Origin of the sequence: Bifidobacterium miconis (genome assembly GCF_019331735.1) — a bacterium.
Lineage (GTDB): Bacteria > Actinomycetota > Actinomycetes > Actinomycetales > Bifidobacteriaceae > Bifidobacterium > Bifidobacterium miconis.
Window position 1 is genome coordinate 61,529 of record NZ_JAHBBH010000012.1, and the last position, 23,979, is coordinate 85,507.

14 protein-coding genes and 1 pseudogene are annotated in these 23,979 nt (G+C 65.3%); 5 read left to right on the forward strand and 10 right to left on the reverse strand.

What is annotated here, in order from left to right; genetic code table 11:
* The first annotated feature begins 113 nt into the window (after nt 1-113).
* A complete protein-coding gene (locus tag KIH79_RS05780) occupies nt 114-1,241 on the forward strand; it encodes a LacI family DNA-binding transcriptional regulator (RefSeq protein WP_219058537.1) in 1,128 nt (375 codons plus the stop codon).
* A 6-nt stretch (nt 1,242-1,247) separates the two neighbouring features.
* Here the strand turns inward: KIH79_RS05780 and KIH79_RS05785 are convergent, their stop codons facing one another.
* The gene (locus KIH79_RS05785; protein ID WP_219058538.1) at nt 1,248-3,629 is read right to left on the reverse strand and encodes an alpha-L-rhamnosidase; all 2,382 of its coding nucleotides are present in this window, start codon (nt 3,627-3,629) and stop codon (nt 1,248-1,250) included.
* Between the two features lie 348 nt (nt 3,630-3,977).
* Between KIH79_RS05785 and KIH79_RS05790 the strand changes: the two genes are divergently transcribed.
* Nucleotides 3,978-5,027: an alpha-arabinofuranosidase gene (locus KIH79_RS05790; protein WP_219058539.1), complete on the forward strand. Its 1,050-nt coding sequence runs from the start codon at nt 3,978-3,980 to the stop codon at nt 5,025-5,027.
* Between the two features lie 399 nt (nt 5,028-5,426).
* Here the strand turns inward: KIH79_RS05790 and KIH79_RS05795 are convergent, their stop codons facing one another.
* Nucleotides 5,427-7,016: a type 2 periplasmic-binding domain-containing protein gene (locus tag KIH79_RS05795; protein WP_236023646.1), complete on the reverse strand. Its 1,590-nt coding sequence runs from the start codon at nt 7,014-7,016 to the stop codon at nt 5,427-5,429.
* Nucleotides 7,017-7,171: 155 nt separating this feature from the next.
* Here KIH79_RS05795 and KIH79_RS05800 point away from each other — a divergent pair, with 155 nt between their 5' ends.
* Nucleotides 7,172-8,194 (forward strand): LacI family DNA-binding transcriptional regulator, encoded by a 1,023-nt coding sequence (locus KIH79_RS05800; protein ID WP_219058540.1) that lies wholly within the window; start codon nt 7,172-7,174, stop codon nt 8,192-8,194.
* Here the strand turns inward: KIH79_RS05800 and KIH79_RS05805 are convergent.
* From KIH79_RS05805 to KIH79_RS05825, 5 genes are all read right to left on the reverse strand, one after another.
* Nucleotides 8,188-10,371 carry a beta-galactosidase gene (locus tag KIH79_RS05805; protein ID WP_219058541.1) on the reverse strand — a complete coding sequence of 728 codons (2,184 nt, stop codon included), beginning with the start codon at nt 10,369-10,371 and terminating at the stop codon, nt 8,188-8,190. The two genes, KIH79_RS05800 and KIH79_RS05805, sit on opposite strands and share 7 nt — an antisense overlap.
* 846 nt (nt 10,372-11,217) lie before the next feature.
* Nucleotides 11,218-12,381, reverse strand: coding sequence for a family 43 glycosylhydrolase (locus KIH79_RS05810; RefSeq protein ID WP_236023647.1), 1,164 nt, complete (start codon nt 12,379-12,381; stop codon nt 11,218-11,220).
* Nucleotides 12,382-12,767: 386 nt separating this feature from the next.
* Complete coding sequence (locus KIH79_RS05815; RefSeq protein WP_219058542.1) at nt 12,768-13,820, reverse strand: alpha-arabinofuranosidase; 1,053 nt, start codon at nt 13,818-13,820, stop codon at nt 12,768-12,770.
* Between the two features lie 59 nt (nt 13,821-13,879).
* Nucleotides 13,880-16,237, reverse strand: a complete 2,358-nt coding sequence (locus tag KIH79_RS05820) for a hypothetical protein (RefSeq protein ID WP_219058543.1) — start codon at nt 16,235-16,237, stop codon at nt 13,880-13,882.
* Between the two features lie 364 nt (nt 16,238-16,601).
* Nucleotides 16,602-18,167: a glycoside hydrolase family protein gene (locus tag KIH79_RS05825; protein WP_219058544.1), complete on the reverse strand. Its 1,566-nt coding sequence runs from the start codon at nt 18,165-18,167 to the stop codon at nt 16,602-16,604.
* A 320-nt stretch (nt 18,168-18,487) separates the two neighbouring features.
* Between KIH79_RS05825 and KIH79_RS05830 the strand changes: the two genes are divergently transcribed.
* Nucleotides 18,488-20,788, forward strand: coding sequence for an extracellular solute-binding protein (locus KIH79_RS05830; protein ID WP_219058545.1), 2,301 nt, complete (start codon nt 18,488-18,490; stop codon nt 20,786-20,788).
* A gap of 47 nt (nt 20,789-20,835) precedes the next feature.
* Here KIH79_RS05830 and KIH79_RS05835 read toward each other — a convergent pair whose 3' ends face one another.
* Nucleotides 20,836-21,588, reverse strand: a complete 753-nt coding sequence (locus tag KIH79_RS05835) for an alpha-L-arabinofuranosidase C-terminal domain-containing protein (RefSeq protein ID WP_219058546.1) — start codon at nt 21,586-21,588, stop codon at nt 20,836-20,838.
* A gap of 152 nt (nt 21,589-21,740) precedes the next feature.
* On the opposite strand from KIH79_RS05835, the gene KIH79_RS05840 reads away from it, so the two are divergent.
* Nucleotides 21,741-22,649 (forward strand): hypothetical protein, encoded by a 909-nt coding sequence (locus KIH79_RS05840; protein WP_219058547.1) that lies wholly within the window; start codon nt 21,741-21,743, stop codon nt 22,647-22,649.
* A 269-nt stretch (nt 22,650-22,918) separates the two neighbouring features.
* On the opposite strand, the gene KIH79_RS05845 is transcribed toward KIH79_RS05840, so the two are convergent.
* Together KIH79_RS05845 and KIH79_RS12845 are read right to left on the reverse strand one after the other, a co-directional pair.
* Nucleotides 22,919-23,833, reverse strand: coding sequence for a family 43 glycosylhydrolase (locus tag KIH79_RS05845; RefSeq protein ID WP_219058548.1), 915 nt, complete (start codon nt 23,831-23,833; stop codon nt 22,919-22,921).
* 6 nt (nt 23,834-23,839) lie between these two features.
* Nucleotides 23,840-23,979, reverse strand: a pseudogene (locus KIH79_RS12845) (carbohydrate ABC transporter permease); the annotation flags it as partial.

Genomic DNA, 23,979 nt, shown 5'->3' on the forward strand with positions numbered 1-23,979 from the left:
CATACCGTTACATAACTAAGTTGCATAATTGATGACGGTGCAGCCGGCGATGCACGGCAATGCCCCGTGCACGGGCCGCGGCGACAAGCCGGACGACCGCAAAGGAGACAATCATGGCAAACGGCAAAACGACACTGCGCGACGTGGCGGCCGCGGCCGGCGTCTCCCCTATGACCGCGTCAAACGCGCTGCACGGCAAGGCCGGCGTCAAGGAATCGACGCGCGCCAAGGTCCTCGCCGCGGCCGAGCGGCTCGACTATCGCATCAACCTGACGGCCAGCATGCTCAAGTCGGGCCGCAGCAACATCATCCACATCATCGTCAACGAATTCGATTCGCCGTTCTATTCCAAGCTCGTACAGGCGCTCGCCACGGCGACCACCGAACGCGGCCTCACGCCGTTCGTCGAACAAACCCGATACTCGCCCACCGCGGCCGAACGCGCGCTCACCCGCAACCCGTTCTCCGACCAGCTGTTCGACGGCGAAATCATCCACGCCTCCGGCCTCGGCACCAACCTGCCGCTCGCCCGCATGAACGCCGGCCGGCCGCTCGTGCTCATCGACGGCTGCGAGGAAACGCCCAGCGTGGACACGGTGAACTTCCCCAACGAAGACGGCGCGCGGGCCGCCGTGCAGCATCTCATCGAACGCGGCTGCCGCCATATCGCGATCGTCGGCGGCGAGTTCGTGCCGCGCGCAGAGCTCGCGCACGTCGAAACCTCGTACGGGCTGCGCCTGCGCGGAGCGAGCGGGGCCCTGCTCGACGCTGGGCTGGCATACGACGAGTCGATCATGTTCTACGGGTACAACAGCGACTACGGCATCAAGGCGGGCCACGCGATCGGCGACGCGATTCTCGCGGTCGGCGAATCCTCCGGCAGGCCGTTCGACGGCGTGTTCTGCGCGAACGACTATGCGGCGTTCGGCGTGATCCGCGGGCTGAAGGACCGCGGGCTGCGCGTGCCGGACGACGTGAAGGTGATCGGCATCGACGGCACGAGCTTCGGCGCGTATTCGACGCCGACGCTGAGCACCATTCAGGTCGACCTCGACCAGCTCGCCCAGTTCGCGCTCGATATGATCACGCGCCGCATCGAACGGCGCAACACCGTCAACGGCGCCGGAGCATCCACAGGTTCCGCCGGCGCGGACACCGGCTCCGTGGCCGACGCGTCGGACCAGCCGACGCGCGCCACCATCGGCTACCGCCTCATCGCCCGCGAATCCACCGGCGCCTGACACGCATCACCGCAAACGGAGGCGGTGAACGCCGCCTGCGAGCCGCGAACCCGCGACGCACCCGTCAGCATCCACGCCCAGCACCACGGTCACGCCCTCCGGCACCGTGACGTCAAGCGACACGACGCCATCCTCGCTCTGCTTCCACGCCGCTTCGACGCGTCCGAACGGCGTCTCGTGCGAGGCCGATCCGAAGGTCAGGCCATGCGCGAGCGCGGCGGCGATCCGCGGAGCCACCACGACCTCGCGCCAGCCGGGCGCGGCGAGCCGCAGGCCGCCGATCGCGTCGTGCATCCACGAGGCCACCGAGCCGAGTGCGTAATGGTTGAACGAGGTCATGTCTCCCGGGTTCACGTTGCCGTCGGGCAGCATCGAATCCCAGCGCTCCCACGTGGTCGTGGCTCCCATGCGCACCTGGTACAGCCACGAGGGGCACTTGTCGGACAGGAACAGCGAGAACGCCTCGTCCGCATGGCCGGTCGCGCACAGCGCATCCAGCACGTACGGCGTGCCGGCGAATCCGGTGCCGACCACGAAACCGCGTTCGCGCACCAGTTCGGCGAGCCGCTCGCCCGCGATCGAGCGCAGCCGCGAACCGTCCTCCGCGTCGTCCAGCAGTTCGAGCGCGATGGCGAGCGCGTACGCGCACTGCGTGTCGGAGGTCATGCGACCGTCGCCGCGCACGAACCGCGCGCGGAATCCGGCGCGGATGTGCGCGGCCAGCCGGTCGTAGTACGCGGCGTCGTGCGCGGCATCACGCGCGGCGTCGCGTCTGCCCTCGGCCCGATCATCGCCGACGACGCGCAGCATGCGCGCGACGAGCGCGGCGGAGTGCGCGGCGAACGCGGTGGCGACGAGCGGCTTTTCGGTCATGGCGCGGGCCGCATCGTCGGGCGGGGCGGTCGGGTCGAGCCAGTCGCCGAGCTGTCCGCACCACACGTCGGGCTCGCGGTCCCACACACCGTCGTCGGACAGCAGCGCGGCCTCCTGGTCCGTCCAGCGGCGAATCAGCGGCAGATGCCGTCGCAGCACGCCGGCGTCGCCGGTGGACATGTACATCGCCCACGGCACCATCACCGCGGCGTCGCCCCACAGCGCGACCGCATCGGGCTTACCCCAGCCCGGGTACGGGTACGGCACGTAGTAGGGCACGGTGCCCCACGTATCGGTTTCGATAGCCACGTCGTCGAGCCAGCTGTCAAGGAATCCGGTCACGTCGTACAGGTATTCGGCGGCGGGCGCAAACACGGCGATGTCGCCGGTCCAGCCGAAGCGTTCGTCGCGTTGCGGGCAGTCGGTGGGGATCGACGCGAAGTTGGACAGCATGGACCAACGCACGTTCTCATGCAGCCGGTTGACGCGTTCGTCGGAGCAGGAGAACCAACCAAGCCGGGTGCGAGCCGAGCTGTATACGCGCGTATGCAGGTCGGCGGAGGTCAACTCGCGACCGTCCGGCCAGCCGCCGATGACCGCGTACCGGAAGCCGTGCATGGTAAACCGCGGCTCCCACCACGTCGCCTCGCATTCGCGTCCGGACGCGATGTACCGGTCGTGCTGCACGGCGCGGCGCAGCGGGCGCGTGGCGGGCGTGCCGTCGGGGTTGAGCACTTCGACGTGCTGGATGTCGATCTCGTGCCCGGCCGGAACGCCCGGGATGCGCAGGACGACGCGCTGCGTGCAGTTTTGGCCGAAGTCGACGAGCCAGCGGCCGTCGGCGAGCCGGCTGATCGCGACGGGCTCGCGTTCGCCGATGCAGCGGATCGCGGTGCTTTCGTCGGCCGGATACAGCGTGTCCCGGTCGAAGTCGAGCCGTCCGACCGGTTGCCAAGCGTGATCTGCATCGGCCGGCAGCAGTGCAGCTCGCGCGTCAAACGTTTCGCCTTCGTACAGGCCGCTGGACACGATCGGCCCGTATGACGCGCGCCACCGGCCGTCATCCGCGTTGCTGGCGACGACGGTTGTGTTCCCGTTCGCGTCGGTGATCTCGAGCTGTGCGATGAGGCCGAGTCGGGTGCCGTAGCAGTCTTCTTGGCCGCCGCCGAAGCCGATGCGGCCGCGGTACCAGCCGTCGCCGAGCCAGAAGACGAGCTCGTTGCGGCCGGCGTGCAGCAGGTCGGTCACGTCGTAGGTCCAGACGGGCAGTCGGGTGCCGTAGACGGTCCAGCCGGGCGTGAGCACGTCGTCGCCGGCTGTGCGGCCGTTGACTTCGGCCTCGACGAGCCCGTGCGCGCTGACGTGCAGCAGCGCGCGGGCGGGGGCCGCGTCCAGTGCGATCGACCGGGCGATGACCGGCGGCCGGCGCATGCCGGTGTCGTTGACGACTTCGTTGTCGGGCCCGGCGATCATGTCGGCCGCCTGCAGCATTGATGTGGTCATTATGCTTGCCATCAGTTCACTCCATCGTTGAAGTAGCGACGTAGGGCATCCCGCGTCGAACATTGTGCGTTGCGCGTCATCGTAACATCATATCGATACATATCATCGGCGCCATTCGGCACTCCGCACCGCCGACAAGCACACCGCACATTCCCAGCAACGGCGCGGCGGTTCCCATCCCCGCGTGTCGTACATATAATTATGTACCGTTACATATTTGATCGATGCGAGCTGCGATTGCGACGGCACGAGCGCCGGCAGCCGGCAAAGTGAGCCGGCACCGACGCAACCGCGCCATACGGCACGGCCCGCAGCGATCCGCACCGACCGCATCCCGAAGACAAGGAAGCAACGAGGACCATGAGCGAAACGAACACCCCGAAAACCGAAGCGTACCTCTTCGTGCACTTCATCGGCGACGAAAAGACCCCGACCGACGAGCAGCTGTACTTCGCGCTCAGCCGCGACGGCGTCAAGTGGCACGACCTGCGCCCGGCCGGCAAGCCGGCGCTGACCTGGCTCGGCGGCGAGAAGGGCACGCGCGACCCGCACATCGTGCGCGACCCGAAGGGCGGCTTCCACATCGTGGCCACCGACCTGTCCATCCACTACCGCGGCGGCTGGGGCCCGCACGACGGCGCCACCACTAACGGCTCCACCGGCCTGGTGATCTGGGACTCCCCCGACCTCGTGCACTGGAGCGAGCCGCGCCTCGTGGACGTCGCCTCGAAGATCCCGGGCGCCGGTATGGCGTGGGCGCCGGAGGCCAGCTGGGACCCGGACAAGGAGCAGTGGATCGTGTTCTGGGCCACCAAGACCAACGAGGACGAGGCCGGCAACCCGCTTAACAACGAGCTCGGCGACCGCACGAACATGTACTATGCGACGTCGAAGGATCTCGTCACGTTCTCCGACCCGGTCAAGTGGATCGATCGCAAGAACGTCGTCATCGACTCGACCATGCTGCGCGACGACGACGGCTGGTGGTACCGCGCGTCCAAGGATTCCGAGATCACGATCGAGCGTACGCGCAACCCGTACGCGAGCACGTACGAGGTGCTGCGCACGGACGACGACCAGCAGTGGTCGTACGTCGGCTCGCTCACCGACATTCTCGGCAACGGCCGCTATTCGTGGCACTATCTCGAGGGCCCGGAGCTGTTCCGCTACAACGACGCCGACGTAAAGACGGTCAACGGCCGCGAGATGCGCTACGGCCTGATGTGCGATCAGTTTGCCGAGGCGAAGGGCTATCTGCCGTTCCGTTCGGCCGACCTGTCCAGCCGTGACCCGCAGGACTGGGCCGTCGCCGACGACATCGACTTCGGCGGGCTCAAGAAGCGCCACGGCGCGATCCTGCCGATCACGGCCGCCGAATACGACGCCGTGGAGGCCGCGTTCAAGCTGTGACGTCACGGACGTGACGCTGCGGTCATGACGGCTGCAAACAACCCCGGTATTTGCGCGGCGCGATCGACGACCACCATGCGAATACCGGGGTTGTCACGATTCACAGACATTTCCCAGCCAACCCGCACGATTCGCCATGAATCGTGCGGTTATATGGGAACCACGGCCGGACAGGTCGCACCGCATAACTGAAAATCCTTCTTCTTTCTCTCTTCTCCTTTCTTCGCCCGGCGGCTCTCCCCGCCGGGTTTTCTTTTGCCCGCATCCTGCATGCGCCGAAACGCAGCTGAATATACGGCAACGGCCGCGAACCCCGAGGAAAGGAAGGGGGTTCGCGGCCGTTGCCGTTGAGAGGAATCGGCTGTCGCGTCACATCAGCGATCGCCGATCAGGCGAGACTCACTTGGCGCTGTCGTACAGCTTCTGGTAGATCTCGACGTTCTGTTCGATGTTCAGGCTCTTGAGTTGCTTCTGGAATTCGTTCCAGGAGTCGTCGGTCAGGCCGCCGTCCTTGATCCACTTGGCGATGATCGGCATCGCGTAGGTGAAGATCGAGGTGTTGTTGTTGGCCACGGTGTTCGAGTCGTCGTCGGACAGGGTCAGGTACTGCGGCATGAAGTCCTTGGAGGAGGTGGGCTGGTACTTCTGGTAGGCCGGCCAATCCTTGTTGGAGGCGTCGATGTCCGGCACGCCGGTGATCTTCAGTCCCGGACGCAGCCAGGCGAGACCGCGGTCGGCGAGCGCGACCTGAATGGAGGAGTCGGCGGAGGCTTCCGGCTTGACGGTGTAGTCGTTGTCGCCGTTCTTGACGACGTACTTGTCGAAGTCGCCGAAGTAGGACTGGATGCTCACGTCGGGATCAAGCCACTCGTTGATGATCTTGAAGACCTGGTCCTTGTACGGGGATTCGGCCTTGACCGCGGCGCCGTTGTAGACGTCGGCGACGCTCGGCTCCCACGTGGGCGTGGCGCCCGGCGCGGCCGGGGCCGGCATGGAGACATACTGGTCCTTAAGGGTGCCGAAGGCGTTGGTGTTCCAGCCGAAGGCGACGCCGACCTGCGCGGTCTTGCCGTCGCCGGTCCATTCGGCGTTGTACTTGTCGTCGGCCTTGGTCAGCGCGTCGGCCGGGATGAGGCCCTTGCTCATGAGCTCGTGCAGGTATTCGGTGACCTCGCGGAAGTTCTTGGTGAGCATGAAGTTGCCGACCTTGCCGTCCTGCACGTAAATGCCCTGGCCGCCGACGCTGGACATCTGCGTGGAGATGCCGGTGGAGTTGAGCAGCAGGTACGGATCCCACCAGCCGAAGCCGGTGGAGTTGAGCTTGCGAATGGTGAACGGGATCTCGTCGGCCTTGCCGTTGCCGTTCGGATCCTTGGTCTTGAAGGCCTCGAGCACGTTCTCGAGTTCGTCCCACGTGGTCGGCACCTTGAGGCCGAGCTTGTCGAGCCAGGTCTTGTTGATCATCATGGACTGGCCGTTGACGTTGACCTTCATACGGGAGGAGGCGTCGGACGGGATCTGGTAGATGTGGCCCTGCGAGTCGGTCGCGAAGTTCTTGGCGTCCTTGTCCTCTTCGAGGTACTTCTTGGCGTTCGGCATCTTGTCGAGATCGTCGGAGAGATCCTCGAACAGGCCCTGGTTCTTGGAGAAGTCGGTCTTGCCGAAGCCCCACACGGTCAGGTCCGGCACGTCGCCGGCGGCCAGCGAGGCGTTCTTCTGCTGGTCCCATGCGGTGCCGTCGACTTGCTGCCACTTGATGGAGCAGTCGCACGCGGCCTCGAGCTTCTTCCACCACGTCATGGTGTTCATCTTGCGGGTGGCGGAGTTGGTGATGACCATGACCTTGACCACCGGCTTGCCGTTGGCGTCGGTCTCGCCCTTGCTGGTGTTGCCGCAGCCGGCGAGCACCATGGCCAGCGCCGACACGCCGGCGACGGCGGCGAGCATGCGCTTGCCGTTGCGTCCTGCGTTCTTGAATGAAACGCTCATCGTTGAACCTCTTTGCCTTCGTTCCTCTAGGGTCGGTTCACGCCGGCCCGGTCGTTTTCCTAATCGATTAGCTTAATCGATTAGTTTTTAATATAGAATGATGTCGTAAGCTTGTCAAATCACTTCGTCGACAAGCGTGTGCATAAGGAGTTGCTATGAGTGCCACCATCGCCGACATCGCCAAAGCCACGGGCTATTCGACGGCGACCGTCTCGTACGCGCTGCGCGGCAATCCGCAGGTCAAGCCGGAAACCGCGGCGAAAGTGCGCGAGGCGGCCGCGCGTCTCCACTATCAGGGCAACGCGTCCGCGCGCAGTCTGCGACTCGGCCGCAGCAACGTCATCGCCGTGGCCGTGCACGACCTCGCCCTGCCGTTCTCCGCCGAACTCGCGCACGCGATCTCGGTCGCGCTCGCGCCGCGCGGCTATCAGGTCTTCGCTCAACAGACGCTGTTCACCGGCAGCAACGAGGAAACCGTGCTGCGCGAGCTCGACCACCAGTTCTGCGACGGCACCATCTTCTGCTCCGGCGAACTCAAGCCGGAGCAGATGAAGAAGATCACCGGGTCCAAGCCGCTCGTCATCCTCGACCCCAGCCAGCCGACCGACCTGTACGACAGCGTGTATACGCCCGGCCACGACGGCGTATATGCGGCGGTCAGCCACTTGCTGAGCACCGGCCGCCGCCGCATCGTCGCGATGGGCGTGGCATACCGGCCGTACGAGCGGATCCACGATCTGACGGACGTGAGCAGCACGCGCTTGACCGGCTGCATGGACGCGTGCCGCGACGCCGGCGTCGCGTTCGGACCGGACAATACGGCCGTCCCCGCGCAATGGACGGTCGAAGGCGCGTACGACGCGACGATGCGCCTGCTGGACGAGGGCCGCGAGTTCGACGCCGTGTACTGCCTGTCCGACACGGTGGCGATCGGCGTAATGCACGCGCTGCACGACCGCGGCATCGCGATCCCCGACGACGTGGCCGTGGCCGGGTTCGACGGCATCGAGGCCGGACGGTCGGCGTTCCCGCCGCTGACGACCGCCGCCGTGGACTTCGACCGGCTCGCCGCGACGCTCGCGGATCTGCTGCTGCGGCGCATCGAAACGCCCGACGCGCCGATCGAAACCCGCACGGCCAACTTCACGCTCGAAGTGCGCAGCTCCACACGTCAGTAGTGGATCGGATTGACCTCGCCCGGCACCCGGTCGAACGCGGACCGCTCCCCCGCCGCCACGCGGTACATCGCCTCGTGGCAGTCGCGCATCGCCGCGGCCATTTCCGGATACTCCTGCATGCACACGTCCACGAGTCCGATCTGGTAGTTCTCGCCGTCGAAGCGGCCGATCGCGCTCTGGTCGTTGTACTGGAAGTAGTGCGCGCCCACGAAATACGGGCTGCGCGCGGCCTGCTCCACGTAGTAGCGATACGCGACGCCGCGCTCGGCCTGCGTGGTCACGCCGCGGATGCCATGCGCGGTGAGCCCGCGGTCGAGCGCGCCGTGGTGGAATTCGCCGACCATGACCGGCATGTCGAGCATGCGTCCGACCTGTTCGACCTGATCGTACGCGGTGCGCTGGTAGCTGTTGATCGAGAACACGTCGTAGCAGTCGGCCCCGGCCAGCAGGCTTTTGTCGGTGATGTACGCGTAGCGCATGCCGAGGTTGAGATGATGCGGGTCGACGCGACGCAGCGCCTCGGCCGGCACGCGCACGTAGCGGTCGATCATCATCGTCGAGAATTCGCGCAGGTCGTCGGCGGCGCCCGGCCACGCGCTCGCCGCACGGAACCGCGGTTCGGCCGTGATCTCGTCGAACGAGCCGAACTCCGCGCCCCAGCGTGCGTTGAGCGCGGCCACGTCGCCGGCATACCGCTCACGCAGCCAGTCGACGAACCGCCGCTTGGACGCGAGACCGGCCGGGTTGGCGAGCATTTCCTCGGCGATGTTGAGGTCGTAGACGAACGCCCAGTTCGGCTCGTTGCGCATGAAGTAGCCGATCATGTTCGGATCGTCCTTCCACGCCTCGAGCCCGGCCGCGTAGCGTGCGGCCTGACGCTCGTACTCGGGGTCGAACACGTCCGGGAAGTCGCGGAAGACCATGTGCGGCGTGCTCGGGAAGCCGACGCCGGCGAGTTCCTCGACCGGCAGCACGTACGGCAGGCCGGCTTCGCGGATGAACGCGCGGTCGGACCAGTTGCCGATCGTGTTCACGCCCCAGTCGAGCAGGTGCCTGCGCGTGATACGCGCCCACGCCGAGCGCCAGCCGTTCTCGCCGAACGCGGCGCGCAGGTTGGCCTTGCCGTAGTCGTAGAACGCGGTGACGCCGCCGCAGCCGTGTGCGTCCGCACGCCAACTGAACGACGGGTCGGTCGGGTCGACGACGGGCTCGTTGCGACGACGGCCGGCGTAGACGTCGGCTTCGGTGGATTTGGACTCATCTCGCGATGTGTCGTTTGCCGATGATGCGGACGCTGACGACGCGGCGGCCGCGTCGATCGCGTGATCCAGCAGTCCGGCGACGTGCGCATCCAGCCACGGGCGGACCGGGTCGACGCGCGTGCCGACGCCGGGGCCGATGCAGTCGACGCCGGTGGAGACGAACGCGTTGCCGTCCGGGTCGACCAGCCAGAACCGTCCGGGCTTGCCGTCCGCGCCGGCCGGTTCACGCTCGACGCGGAACCAGCCGGTGGCCGCGAACGTTTTGCCGGTCCAGCCGCCGAAGCGATCCCAGCCGTCCAGCGTGTAACGGGTATCTGTCGTGTCCTTTTCATCGCCGGCCATCTTGCGCAGCACGGCGTCGCAGTCGGCGCGGTCGGCGACCTTGCCGGGCCACTGCTTGGGCAGCCACTGGCCAAGTTCATCGACGAGCGGTTTGGCGGGAATGTCGATCGCGGGCATCTGGTCGAGCAGTTCGCACGGCCACAGGCGCACGCTGCGATCGGGCAGGCTCGGCGTGGCGGAGAGCACGATTTCGGCGATGTCCTTGCGGCGGATGCGCTTGCCGAAGATGGTCATCTTGAGGCGCCCGAGCGTGCGCGGGGCGAACAGCGTTTCGCCGTCGAGCCACGCGAGGTCGAACGGCACCGGCACCTTGACGCCCGGCAGCAAGCCGAACACGGCGCGCAGGGTCGGATCGTCGCCACGCTCGCGCTGACCGGCCTCGTAGAAAGCGAGCTGAAGACAGACGGAATGCGCGTCGAGGCTTTGCGCGACGACCGTCAGGCAGGCGGCATGCTCGAGCGCGCGTGCGGCCTCCGGCTGCGTTTCGCGGTTGAAAATGGTCAGATCGATCCCTTCGGCGGGATACGTCACGTCAACGGGACCTTCTTGTCCCGGCTGGCAGAGCAGTTGCATTGCAGAACCCCTTTCCACCTTCAACTATAACGTTACACCTCTTGATTTTCGGGACTTTTGCCGCTCTTTGCCATTGGAAGAACAAGCTGGTCCCCTCACGGTGCAACAATCCGCAGTGTCCGCAGGAATCCATGCCACCGTCCATTCGCCACCGCCCGGCATCATCCAGTCAATGTACCGCGCATGCCCACAATGAGTCTGACGAATACGAGTTGCATCTGGCCGAAAGATCAGTCGTGGGCATAGACGGGACCATACCGGCGTTCCGCATCGGTCTTGTCGACGGGGAACCCCGGTCGTGGGCATAACCCGACCATTACCGCCCACTGATCGTGGGCATAAACGGACCATTCATAGGATCGTGGGCATAACCGGTACATGAATAGGCCCATTCACGTCTGTTCATATACCGTCTATGCCCACGAATCCTGTCGGCGTACCGTTTACACCCACAACGGTCTCAGTATCGGAAGAAGATCGGCAGAGCCATGTCATTGTCAGGGAACATGCAGCGCAATCGGACGGAACATTACGCAAAACCGCACGTTGCGCCATGAAACGGGCGGTTATATGGAGTCACGGCCGCACAGGCCGCACATAATTGAACACACCTCTCTTCTTCCTCTCCTTCTCTCGCAAGCCCGGCCCCAACAGCCGGGCTTGTTCGTTCTCCGGGCATCGTACACATCATTCGGGCCGATGCAACCAATCCTTCACAATTGAACGTCGCCACGTTTTTATCTCTCGGCTCCCCTTGTCAGGGGAGCTGTCACACAGTGACTGAGGGGTAGTCCGAACCCATCTCACAAGGTTCGACAAACACCTCGCAGACGACGCCCACACAACTCACGCGTCGTCGCGCGCGGGATCGGCGATGCCGTCGAGGTCGGCGCGGTGCCGGCCGAGGCGGAATCCCTCGTTGGTCACGGCGACCTCGTACACGATGCCGTGCGGCGTGAGCGGCGTGCCGTCCGAGCCGCGCCGGGTCATGTTGGTGTGCATGATGAGCAGCAACGTGCCGTCGAACGTGCGGAAGACCATCGCATGCCCGGCGTCGCTGTAGTCGATCGGCGCGAGCTGCTCCCACGGCCCAATGACGCGGCCGGAGCGCGAGATGGCCTGCGAGAGGATGTATTCGCCGCGAGAGTACGACGTCCACACGCTGATGAGCGACCCGTTCGGCGTGCGCGCGACATACGGACCGTCGGTCACGTAGCCGCCGGAATGTTCCGGGATCGTGGCACGCGCCTCGTCGGTGGTGAAGTCGCCGCGCCAGCCACCGGCCGGGGCGTCGCCGTCCGCCGGATGCCACACGCCTTCGCTCGCGGACCACAGATGCACCGGTTCGCCGACGGATCGCGCGAGATCGTTCGGGTCGAGCCGGATCGCCTCCATCGTGCCGTCGAACAGTTCCACCCATTCGTGCGCGTACACCATCCACGGGCTGCCGTCCGTATCGAACGCGAGCGTGCCGTCGAGCGCCATCACATTGTCCGGTGTGGTCGGCCGCGTCGGGTCGGCCACACGGAACGGACCGGCCGGCCGATCGGCGACGGCCACGAACACGCCGCGCCGATGCTGCATGCCGTGGTCGCGCACGTACCAGTCCGGACCGGCATGCGGCGGTTCCGGCGTCTCACGCTTGGCGTGCAGCGTGACGAACATCCAGTACTTGCCGTCACGCTCGTACACTTCGGGCGCCCACGGCGAGTCGGAATCGTCGTACCATGCGCCGGCGGGCACATCGTTGAGGTCGAACACGTCGACCGGCTCGGAGAAATGCTTGAGATCGGGGCTCACATACACGACCACCGACTTGCCGCGCCCGTGCGCGGCGTCGCGGTACTGGTAGTAGTTCGCGTTGTACAGGTAGTACAGGCCGCTCGCCTTGTCCGCGAGCACAAACGGGTCGTGCAGGCTGAAGTCGTGCATCTGCAGCGGATAACGCACGTCGATGGCATCGACATCATGCGTTAACGAGGATTCGACAGCAGGCGTATTGGCAGGCATCTCTGGCTCCCTTGCTGGTTTCATTCACTACTGGTCGGCGGAGTGCGCCGTACACGCGGCGCATGCCGAACAGCACACCATGATAGCGATATCATAACCGCGACTCGCGCATTCATGGCTCTTCGCATTTCCGGCGCACAGGAGATGCAGACACGGCATCGGGATCGCACGTAGCGCGATCCCGCGTTGTTAGCGGTCTTCGGCCACGGACACTCCACCACCCGGCTTCGCCGGGAGCCCCCTCAGCCAGGCAGAGCCGTCAAGCAAACGCCGGAGGCGTTTGCAGGCGAGGAGCGAGCGACGGTGAACCAGCAACTCCTATGACATGTTTCACGTGAAACTCAGTAGTGTGTTTCACGCGCGTACCGTCAATACGCCACAACACATCACCGTGAGAATGCCTCCATGGCCGCACGATATTCCGCCTCGGTGATCGGCAGGATGCCACCGTGGCACTTCTTCAGCACACCAAGATCCACGTCAACGGCGGCATCCCAGTCGGCGCGATCCGCGCTGGCAAGGCTGGCCGAACGGAACGGCAGATAGCCAAGCCCGAGCCGATATTGGTCGCACATCAGCCCATATCGCATGGCGCGCCCGTCGACCACCCGCACGTCGGAGTCATTGAGCCGAAACAGTTCCGGACCTTCGAGATATCCCCCGCTCAGCCGTTCGTCGCCGAAAATCGACACAAGCGAACCGACGTACGCCCACGAATCGACGCCATCGCCAGTTTCCAGCCGCGCGTCGGGCGCAAGCGACGTCGCGTACGGGTTCCGCGTCCGTTCGATGGTGATCTGCCCGTCGCCGGACGCGCGATACCACCAGCCGTCATCGGCGTGGATCATCGTCGCATCAATGCAGTAGCTGTCGCGGTCGATCCACTTGACCGGTTCGGAAAACGTCACGAAGTCCTCGGTCGTGGCGTAATACATGTTCTGATAATCGCCGTTGACGTTGTCCTCATGCGACCCGGTGGCCCAATAGACGATGTACTGGCCGCGTTCCTCGTCCCAGCACGCCTCCGGCGCCCACGTGAAGCACGCTCCCGGGATCCCGGATGCGACGTCGACGAGCCGCGGTTCGCTCCAATGCGCCAGATCCGTCGTCTCCCAGACCACGATGTCCGTGCTGCCGTTCGTTTTCGCCCCGCCGTTCTTCCAACCGCCGCGATGATAGATGCTCAGATCAGTGGCCAACAGATAGATGCGCGATCCGTCATGGGCCCGAATCAGGAACGGGTCGCGCACACCGTGCTCACCCACCGTCGAAACCAGAGCCGGGTCGCCGTCGCCGCGCGTGTCGGCCCAATGCACGCCGTCGCGGCTAAGCGCGAAATACACTTGCTCATCCGTCGGTCGATCTTCGGTTCCGGTGAAATGGGCAAACAAGTAGGCGGCGCATGCCTGCGACCGCGACGATTCAGCAGTACCAGTCATCGTCATTCCCTTCGTTCGGATTGTTTGGCGTTACTCCGGCAAGCCACTCCGGTAAACCGCTATTTCGTCTCCAGCAGCCGGCGCACGATGAAGTAGAGCGCCCAGTCCTGATCGTTGGCCATCGGATCAGCGAAGTGCGTGCGTTCGCCGTTCACCGAGAACGGGAACACATACGCGCACGATGCGGTGCCGTCCGGGAAGAACAGCTGCAGCAGCGCACGGCGGGAGGCCGCGGCGCGGCGATGATATTCCGTCGGGAAACCGCCGGACTGCGGCGCCAGCAGCGTCAGCAGATGCTCACGCACGAACTTGCCCGCGGCGGCGACGTCATCGCCGGCGGCAGCGTTGGCAGCAGCAACGACATCGTTGGCACCGCCGGCAGCCGCACCGCCCGCAACCGCACCGGACAGGTCGCCGCCGTCTCCGCCCCCGTCGACCAGCAGGTCACCGACCAGTTCGAACACGTCGCCGGTCAGCCCGCTCCAGTAATGCGGGAACGTGTCGCCGTACTGCTTGCGCTTGCCGAACCAGAAGCCGTCCCAGTGGCGGATCGCCACCTCGTTCAGGTGCGCGTCCGGCTGGCATCCATTGAACTGGTCGAGCACGCGCAGCTGCTCGAAGCCGGCGCGCAGCAGGTCGTGGTCGCCGGTCAACACGGCCGTTTGCAGGATCACGCTCGCGGCGGGAGCCACGATCGACTGCTCGTAGTTCACCTCGTGCTTCGGATAGTGCAGACCGAGTCCGGCGAGCGTGCGCGCATGGGTGAGGAACAGTTCGCGCATCTCGGCGTACAGCGCGGTCTCCCCCGCGTCGCGCAGCGCGCGGCCGAGCGCGAGCACCGGCAGTTCGAGCGGATAGAACCGGCTGCCGCCGCCCTGGTAGAACCATTTGAGGATGCGCACGGCGATGCGAAGGTTTTCAACGTCGCCGTCCGACTTCCAGAATTCGACGTACAGTTCCGCGAACCACGGCGCGTTGTACAAACGCCGGTACGAATTGTCGCGCGGCGAGTCGTTGAACACTTCGCCGGTGGCCGTGTCGACCAGTTCGCGTTCCATGAACGCGCGATACTCGGTGAGGCTTGCGGCCAGCTCGTCGCGCAGCGACGGCGCGCCGCCGTCGCTGAACAGCAGGTGCGCCACGTCGGCGAGGGAATCGCCGGATTCGTTGCTCCACACGCCGCGGTCGAGCGCGCTCAGGTACGCGTTGACGAGCAGCGCCATGCACACGCGTTCGCGGCCGGCGTTGTAGTCGTTGATCACCTTGCCGTAGTCGTCGCCCGCGTAGTAGTACTGCCGCTGGTCTTCGTTGTCGTAGGCCAGATACGCGCCTTTGAGATGCGGATCGTCGCCGCGGTACTGCTGCTTGCGCGCGATGAAGCGCACGCGTTCGGCGAGCAGTTCGCCCAGCGGCGCGGAGACGAATACGCGCGTATGCACTGTGCGCCTGCCAGCTTCGACCGTAAAGACATGCTCGCCGATGCGGTCGTTGTACGCGTCGTGCGTGAACGCGTCCGCGTAGACCGGCGTGTAGTCGAACGCGTACGTGCCGTCGCCGAGCGGCCGCGCGGGCTTGCCGTTGACGGTGACGGCCGCGCTGTCAGCCCGATCATGCGAGCGATCGTGCGCGCTATCGTGCGCGGCACCGATCCGTCCGTCCGCGGAATCGTTCGCACCATCCGCATTCGCATCGCGCGTCTCGCTCGAACCGCTCGTGTCGCACACGTCGAACGACGGACGGATGCGCAGCGTCGTCGTTTCTCCGGGGAACACGACGGTGCGGTCCCAGCGCGCGTCGATGAAGCGGCTGCGTTCGGCGGCCTGCGCGAAGAAGTCCTCACGCGAGTCGCACGGGAAGATGACCCACGAGATCGTGCATGTCTGGCCGGGCGCGAATTCCATGGCTTCGGGGTGCAGCACGAAGCAGCCGCGGTCGTTGCTGTACTGCGCGAAGTCGCGGCTGACGCTGTACGCGGCGAGCGCGCCTTCGGTGAGCACGAGGCCGAGGTGCGGGGCCTTGCCGCTCATGCGCAGGGCGAGCACCCAGCTGCATGTGCCGCCGCAGAACAGGTGCGCGTTGCAGTGACGTTCGATGGAATAGTCGTCGGTTTCGTCCCAGTAGCGGTCTTCGAGCGGCAGCGTGATGCCGATGTCTCCGACGGCCGCACAGATGGTCTTGCCCGTCGCGTTGCCGAGCGTGACGGAGGTGACGATCGAGTCGCCGTCGCGCAGCATGTGCACGCTGGACTCGATGCCGTCCGGCGCGGATACGGCCGCGTACGGATGGTCCGGCCGCAGCCAGTTCATGTTCGACGGATCGTTGCCAAAGCGGATTTCGACGTGCCCCAGTTCGGAGCGCATGGAGGTCGTGTCGGCGTATGCCGGCACGACCGGCGCGTTGTTGCCCAGTGCGTACATGATGGTCGTTTCTCCTTTTGCGGGTCGCCCTCGGCCCCGCCGATCGGTGTTCACTTCAAAATCGCAACGCTGCGATTTTACGTGCGGCAACGTCCCCTTGTCAACTCAGACCGTCCGGCCGCGCCGAGTCTTTCCCGGCGTGGCATATCGGAGATGATGTATACGGTTTGCCCCGCAGAAGGGCTCCTCTCCGTAGCAAACCGGATGGATCACCATGGCAATGCCCCGCGAAGCCGTCCCAACGGGGCACTTCTGAGAGGCGATAGTCGAATTGCCCCGCTGAGAGGATCCCCCGCGGGGCAATTCACCGAAGCACCATCTAATATGCCGCGCAAACGGCATTCGTACGGAGGCGGCGGACGAGCTATCGCAACAGCAGGGCGTGCCAGACGTTGACGTAGGAATCGGCGCCGCCGCGGCGGGTGCCGGTCTTTTCGATCCACAGGCCGGTTTCGCCGAGCGCCTGCACGGTGACGCTGTACCGCCCGGCCGGCAGCGGTGTGCTCACGAACAGCGGACCGCTGTAGGCCGATTGCGCGTAGCAGTCGAACAGTTGGGAGACGATCGGCGCGGACGCGTCGCATGCGACGACGTCGGCCTCACGCCCGGCCCCGCTCTCAGCCGTGCGATCATCGACATGATCGTTGCCGCCGTCGAGACGACGGATGACGACGCGACCGACGCCGCCGTCCTTGCTGCGCAGGCCGATCAGCGCAAGTCGCGCTGTGCCGTCGCCGTTATCGACGATCGCGGCGGCATCGTCAGCCCCGCCGGCATCGCCGCCGATCTCGACCACGGCGGACGACGCATCGCCGCGACGATTCGAGTACAGGCTCAGCGCGACCGTCTCGCCGCGCAACGCGACCGGTTCGCCGGTCGCCGTATCCCACGCATCCGCGTATCGCGGCAGCAGCGGACGCCCGAAATCGGCGGGACGGCCGGCGACCGCGCCGCTTTCGGTCGCCGTGTCTGTCGTCGCGGTCGGCGCATCGGCCGGATCGAGCGCATCGAGTCCGGCGGCATCGGCGAGCGCGACGTCATCGGCGAGCGTTGCGGCATCAGCCGAACCGTCCCCGACGGACGCAACGCCGTCGTCGAACCGCAGCGGCAGCCAGACCTGGCTCGCGCAGGACGCCTGATGCGGGAACGACCAGCGGTCGCCCATGTAGATCAGCCGGTCGCCATGCTCGGTGTGCAGCGGGAAGATGAACGAGCTCTGCGAATCCCACGTGCAGGTGCCCTGCGGCGCGACGTTGCCGCGGTACGTCCACGGGCCGGACGGGTCGGGCGCGGTCAGGTAGAAGTTGTCGTTGCGGTCCCAGCCGGTCAGATTCGACATGATGAGATAGTACGTGTCGCCGACGTGCGCCATCGCGGGCGATTCGCCGTACGGTTCGAGCGTGTCCGGCTGGATGAGTTCGGCGGACAGATAGTCGTTGGAGAGACGGTAGATGTGACCGCCGTGCACGAGCAGATAGCCGGTGCCGTCAGTGTCTTGGAACGTGCCCATGTCCCACATGCGGATCGGCTGGCCGTCGCACAGCAGCGGGCCGACGATCCGGTACTCGCCGTCGATCGTGTCCGACACGGCCATAAGCGTCATCGGATCCTTGTATTCGAGGTTGTCGGAGTGCATGAGCATCACGTATTTGCCGGTCGCCGGGCAGCGCATCACCTTGACGCGTTCGCCGACGCGATCCGGACCGAGCCGGCCGTCGCGCTGGCGCGGCAGCACGAGCCGCTCGAAATGCCAGATTGCGAGATCGCGCGACGAATAGCAGGAGAACCCGATGAACATGTTCCGGTCGTCGGTTTTGTATTCGCCGAACAGGTAGTACGTGCCGCGTTCTTCGACCACGCATGCGCCGTGCGCGTTCACTGCCTCGCCGCGATCGTCGAACCACGATACGCCGTTGAAGATGGTCGCCATTGTCTTCTCCTTTGCCCGTATATCGGCGCCGCCACGAACGCTCGGCCGCGAACGGCTTGGTTTCGAAACGATGCGATTGGCGCGAGTCAGTCGGCCCGCACGTCGTCGATTGTCCCCCCCCCCATTCAACCGGCCCGATCACCGCAGCTCAACCTTGTTGCCAAAATTGCCAGCCAGCATTGCCAGCCAGCATTGCCAGCCAGCATTGCCAGCCGGCGCAGCCGCACGGAAACCGAAGGGACGCGACCATCGCGCACGCCGGCTTGTCCGCCGCGACGCTCCCGACCATCGACGATCGCCGCCGTGCCATAATGGCAACCATGGCACAGGAACGCAAGCCGACGATCTACTCCATCGCCAAAGAAGTCGGGGTGAGCCCATCGGCGGTCTCCAGAGCGCTGCACCATCCCGGCCGGCTCAACGCCAAGACCGAGGCCCGCATTCATCAGGCCGCCCAACGGCTGGGATACCTTGACGACCGCAGTCTGGCGCAGGCGGAAACCTCGCTGATCGCGATCATCGTGGCCGACATCAGCGATCCGCTCACCGCGCGCATCGTCGACGGCGCGCGCCGGCGTCTCGCCGCCCGAGGCTATCACGCCATGGTCATCGAGGAACACGACATCACCACGCAGGACGGGCTGACGGCGCAGTTCCGCAAACTGCCCGTCTGCGGCCTGCTCCTGCAAAGCCAGACGCTGCGCGAGCAGGAGATACGCCGAATCGCAACGAGTCTGCCCACCGTGCTGATCGGCCGGACTGTCGACGGCATCAACAGCGGCACCGTCGCCACGGCCTCCGCCGTATCCCGGATGTTTGACGCATTGCGCCAAACGGGCCACGCCAGTCTCACCTATCTGGTCGAAAGCAACGAGGGCATGTTCGGCGAGCAGCTGCGCCGCCAGATCGCCGAGGAGGCCGCACGTCGGGACATGCGTCTGCAGCTGCTGCTCGGCTGCCCCGACGATGCGGCGCTGGCGGCCGGCACCGTGGACCGCTTTCTCGTCAGGCCGACCGACGCCGTGTTCGCCGCGAACGGCTCCATCGCCGCGCGATTCGCGGGCACCCTGCGGCAGCGCGACATCGCCGTGCCGTCAGCGGTGTCCGTCATCGGCTTCGGCCACGATCCGGCGGCGGGCCTCGGATTGCCGTCATTGGCCCGCATCGCCTGCCCGATGGAGGATCTCGGCACGGACTGCGCCGAGCATCTCATTTCGCTGATCCACCGGCAGACGCCGTCCAACGCCGTGCGCACGGCCACGTTCATCCCCGCGGACACGCTGGGACGGCACGAACAGAGCCTGTCCTCCCCCGCCGACGCCGAACATACCGCAACGGCAACGGCAACAATGCCAGCAACATCCGCGACATCGGCGACGCCAACGGCCAAGGTCTGCGAGCCGACCGAACTGACCATCATGGCCAGTTCGTTCCAGGACTGGGACCGTCACATCAACGCCTACGTGGCCCTGCACCCGAACCTTCACGTGCGCCGCGTCAAAAGCAACTCCCAAATGGACACCCTCGCCGAATACTACCGGCGCGTGCGTTCCGGCACGGACATCCCCGACGTCACGGTCATCGAATACCGCTGGCTGCCGCAGCTCGCCGAAGACCGCATGCTGCTCAACCTCAACACGCCGGCCGTCCGCACGATCTTCAGCCAGCAGTTCGTCGCCGACTGCTGGAACGCCGTACGCTACCGCGACGGCATTTACGGCGTGCCGTGCGATTACGACACCACGCTGCTGTTCTGCCGCACCGATCTCATGGACCGTTTCGGCGTGCAAATTCCGCGCACCTGGCAGGAGATGCTGGATATGGGCGAGGCCATACACCGGCAGGATCCGTCGCAGTACGCCATGGCGTTCAACACCATCGACGCCGCGTCGCTGATCGCCCTGCTCTACATGGCGTCGGCTCAACCGTGGTCCTACGATCCAAGCGACAACCGCATCCGTCTGGCGCTCGACGGCGACGCCGCACAGTCGGCCGCGGCGCTGATCCAGCAGGGCATCGACCGGAACATCCTGCTGCCGATGAACTTCAACACGGACCGGTTCCGCGACATCGTCGCACAGAATCGGATCACGACCATATTCAGCGCCAACTGGTTCTGCGAAAACATCGCCCACTGGTGGCCGCAGCAGCGGGGACTGTGGAAGGTCATGCTGCCGCCGTCGTTCTCCGACCCGGCGTCGCTGATCACCGCGCATCTGGGCGGCTCGGCGTGGACGATCAGCAACCGCATCCCTGCGTCGCGTCGCAACGCCGCAATGCAGTTCGCCCTGTGGACGCAGGCCGATCCCGCATCGGTCGACCTGCAGCTGGACCGCATTCTGTCGGCCACGACCTACTTCCACCGCAACACAAAGCTCACCGGCAAAATCGACCCGTTCTTCGGCCAGAAGCTGTACGACGTGTTCTTTGAGGCGTCGGAGCATGTGAGCCGCGGGTTCGCGTATCTGCCGTTCATGCCGCAGGTCGAGGCGCTGTTCGCCGACACGGTGCTCCCCCAGCTGGTTCCCGGGGGCGATTTGCCGGGCCACTTGGCGACCTGGCAGACGCAGATCGCCAATTTCGCGCAGACGCGGGGGTATCAGGTCGATATCGTGCGCTGATGCGATCGTTCGCTGACATATGCGTCCGTTTCGCCGAGTCCGTACGATCAGCGAATGCGCAGCATGAGGAACGAGTACGGCGTCGCGACGACGTCGATACTGCCGTCGCGCACGTCGACGACGCGCTGCCGCGGCGCCACCCGCTCCGGTTCGTCGAAGTCGTTGACGTCGTCGAGCGCGGCTCCTTCGATCGACTCGACGACGGCCGACGTCGCGCGATGGTCGCCGTTGCGTCGCACGAACGAGCATTCCACCGTGTACCGGTCGGATGGCATGTCGCCGCAGATTCGTTCCGGATGGTCCGGGTCGATGGTGAAGGCGTCCTGCCGCGCGATCACGCTGCCGTTCGCGTCGCGCACGACGAAGTCGGTGACGTCGACCACGGCGCGCGCGGTGGTCATGCGCAGCAGGCCGGCAAGCGACGGGGGCTCGACTGCGGCAGGCTGCATGTCGTCGCCGGATTCGAGCAGCTGCGTGCCCTGGCCGGTCATGAACATGCGCTGCACCCAGTAGCTGGGCGTGCCGTAGACGCGATGGTTGTCGAAGTAGATCATGTCCGGATCCCAGTTCGCGTATGCGGTGTTGCACAGCATCGGCGCATAGCAGGCAAGCCCGATGGCAGGCGAGCGCTCCACGCCGGTCAGGTACGCGGCTTCCGTCAGCGCGTTGCGCCACTTGCGGTCGCGGGACGAGTATTCGCCGAGGAACGCGCGCGGCCATCCGTCGTCCGCACGGTAGGCATCGTACAAGCCGACGTTGGCGATGAACCGGTTGTCGTGAGGAAACTCCCGGCGTATCATAGAAGGAAACGCACAGTCATGTTCCTGCAGTCAGTGGCGATGCAGCCGGACAACCATATATACCCAGCCATCTATACAGCAGACGATCGTCGGGCGGATACGACGCAGTACCGCCAACGACCCCAACAACAGACGCATCGGAGATGTCAGCGATGAGACCGATCAGCGATCATCATTCGAACGCCATGCAACACGCGCAGCCACAGCACGTACGCCATGCGCCGACCATCATGCTGGGAATACTGGCGATGCTGGCAGCGTTCGCCGTCGCCTGGATCCCCGCTTCCGTCTCGACTGCGGCACAGCCGGCCAGAGGGCAAGTCCCGGACGAAGTAGTGCAGCTCATCGAGGACAATATGCCAGAAACCGCGAAGTTCCTAGCGACGCAAGGCACCGTCCGGGTTGGGAATGTCGGTGGCATCAACGGTGTCGACAACACCGTCGGCATCACTGCGAAAGCACGCTACATCCAACCGTATTACGCCATTACTGCCGACGACGACGGCAACTACCAGGCCGTAGACGTGGGGTGGATTGCCGCCGTGTACATCAGGGGCAAGCCGGCGGGTACCGCCAGCATCATGCGCGATCCGAACAGCGGCACGATCACGCCGTACGAGACGACCACGAACGCCGACGTCGCCGCATGTCTTGAGCAACCGTATCGCGAAGGCGGCGTGTTCGCGGAGTTGACCCGGCTTCATCCGTATGGCTACTTCATGATCAAGGACGGCAAGGTGACGCCGCTGAACGAAGAGTCGGAGCATTACATTACCGAAGCCGTGAACGAAGACGAGTTCTTTGACGGGCTGGACCGTCTGTCCGCATGGCTGGACGAGGCGTCGCAGCTGGGTTCGTCCGCACCCGACATCTCCTCCGACCGCAACGTGCTCGTGAATCCCTTGGAGCCGCTCGACACCGGCACCCCGGTCGACGCCGTTCTGATCTCGGCGGCGTTCACCCTGCTGCTGGTCGTTTTGTGTAGCGTGGGCTTGTATCGTGGGATTGCGCAGTTCGCCCGCCGACCTCGTCGTCGGGCGAGTCGAGCCGTCCGCAGCTGACGGCAACCGCACGGCATATGACAAAGCGGCGCGCGAACAGGAAGGAGGAGAAGGAAAAAGATCCTGTTCGCGCGCCGCCGATTTGACGGCCAGGTCGGTTCGTCCGTTAGCCGTTACGGCCCGACCCGGTGTTCAGTTATTCGAGTGGGCAATCGTCGACGGCAAAGGTCACCGTGACCTTGCGTCTGGACGGCCAGTGCCGTACGTTATCGCTCGTAGCGGTCGCGTACGGCATCGCGTGCCGCGGCGTCGCCTATAGTCGATGTGGGTCAGAGCTCGTTGTCCCATTCATCGTGCCATGCGAGCAACGCCTTGCGGTCGCCGATCTCGATGGGCAGGGTGACGAGTTCGGAGTTGCCGAGATCCTTGTTGTGCCAGCGGTCGCCGATGTAGAGGAACTTGTCGGCGTGCCACTGATCCTCGCCGTCGAGCGGGACGATGATGTCGCACTGCGATTCGTAGGTCTTGGAACCTTCCGGGGTGAACGGCTGCCATTCGCTCCACGGGCCGTGCAGGTCGGTGGCAGTCGCGACCATGTTGTCGTTGCAGTCCCAGCCGGTCAGCTGCGAGCCGAACCAGTAGTAGACTCCGTCGCGCTTGACCATGATCGGCGACTCGTAGCCGGCCCAGTAGTTCGTGCCCTTGAGGCAAACGACGTCCTCGACGACCGACAGGTAGTCTTCGGACAGACGGTAGATGTGCGTGCCGTGCGGCCGGTCCTCGCTCAGGATGTAGCCGGTGCCGTCTTCGTCCTGGAAAACGCCGATGTCGCGCGACTCGTAGCCGCGGAATTGGAACGTCGAGAGGAACTCGAACGGTCCGGTCGGCGAGTCGCTGATGGCGGTGCCGATGTGCGCGTACGAGTAGTTGTTTTCGCCGTCGACGTGCAGGTACATGACGTACTTGCCGTCGGACGGACGACGCAGCACCTTGGGCCGTTCGACGATGTGCTTCGGACCGTAGACCGAGTCCTCGGGTCCGACCGGGAGGACCGTGCCCTCGTGCTTCCACTCGGCGAAGTCCGTAGTGGAGTAGCAGGCGACGCCCTGGAACAGGTTGCCGTTGTTCTTGATCTCGCCGTACGCGTACCAGCGGTCGCCGAACCGCTGCACGCCGATGCCGTGCAGCTGCGCGACGTTGCCGTCGGTGTCCTTGAAGAGCTGAACGCCCTTGAGAGTTGCCATATTGGATCAGCCTTTCACGGCGCCGATCATGACGCCCTTGTTGAAGTACTTCTGCAGGAACGGGTACAGGATCAGCAACGGGGCGGTCGACACGATGATCACGCCGTACTTGATCTGGTCCGCGAGCTGCTGCTGCTGCAACGCGG